The sequence below is a fragment of the Frateuria hangzhouensis genome (assembly GCF_026410505.1).
GTDB classification, from domain to species: Bacteria; Pseudomonadota; Gammaproteobacteria; order Xanthomonadales; family Rhodanobacteraceae; genus Frateuria_A; species Frateuria_A hangzhouensis.
Genome location: NZ_JAPMIU010000058.1, coordinates 1 through 280, shown reverse-complemented (window position 1 = coordinate 280; position 280 = coordinate 1). Strand labels below are relative to the sequence as shown.

At 68.9% G+C, this 280-nt stretch carries 1 protein-coding gene; it reads right to left on the bottom strand.

Going from position 1 to position 280, the window contains the following annotated elements:
• On the bottom strand, window positions 1–280 hold a 280-nt coding region (locus OSC30_RS16860), incomplete at both ends, for an aldehyde dehydrogenase family protein (RefSeq protein WP_267173006.1).

Sequence of the window (280 nt, the reverse complement as noted above, 5' to 3'; positions counted from 1 at the left end):
GGCGATGCGAACCAGCTTCTTGTTGACGAACTCGTCGGCCGCGAGCAGACCCATCTCGCGCGAGGTGCCGCTGCGGCGCACACCGCCGAAGGGCAACTCGGGGGAGTCCGCCAGCACGCAGTTGACGTAGACCATTCCGGCCTCGATGGCGTTCGCCACCCGCTCGGCCTGCTCAGGGTCGGTCGTGTAGACGTAGGAGCCGAGACCGAACGGAGTGTCGTTGGCGAGCTCGATAGCGGCGGCCTCGTCGGCTACGCGGTGCACGACGGCGACGGGGCCG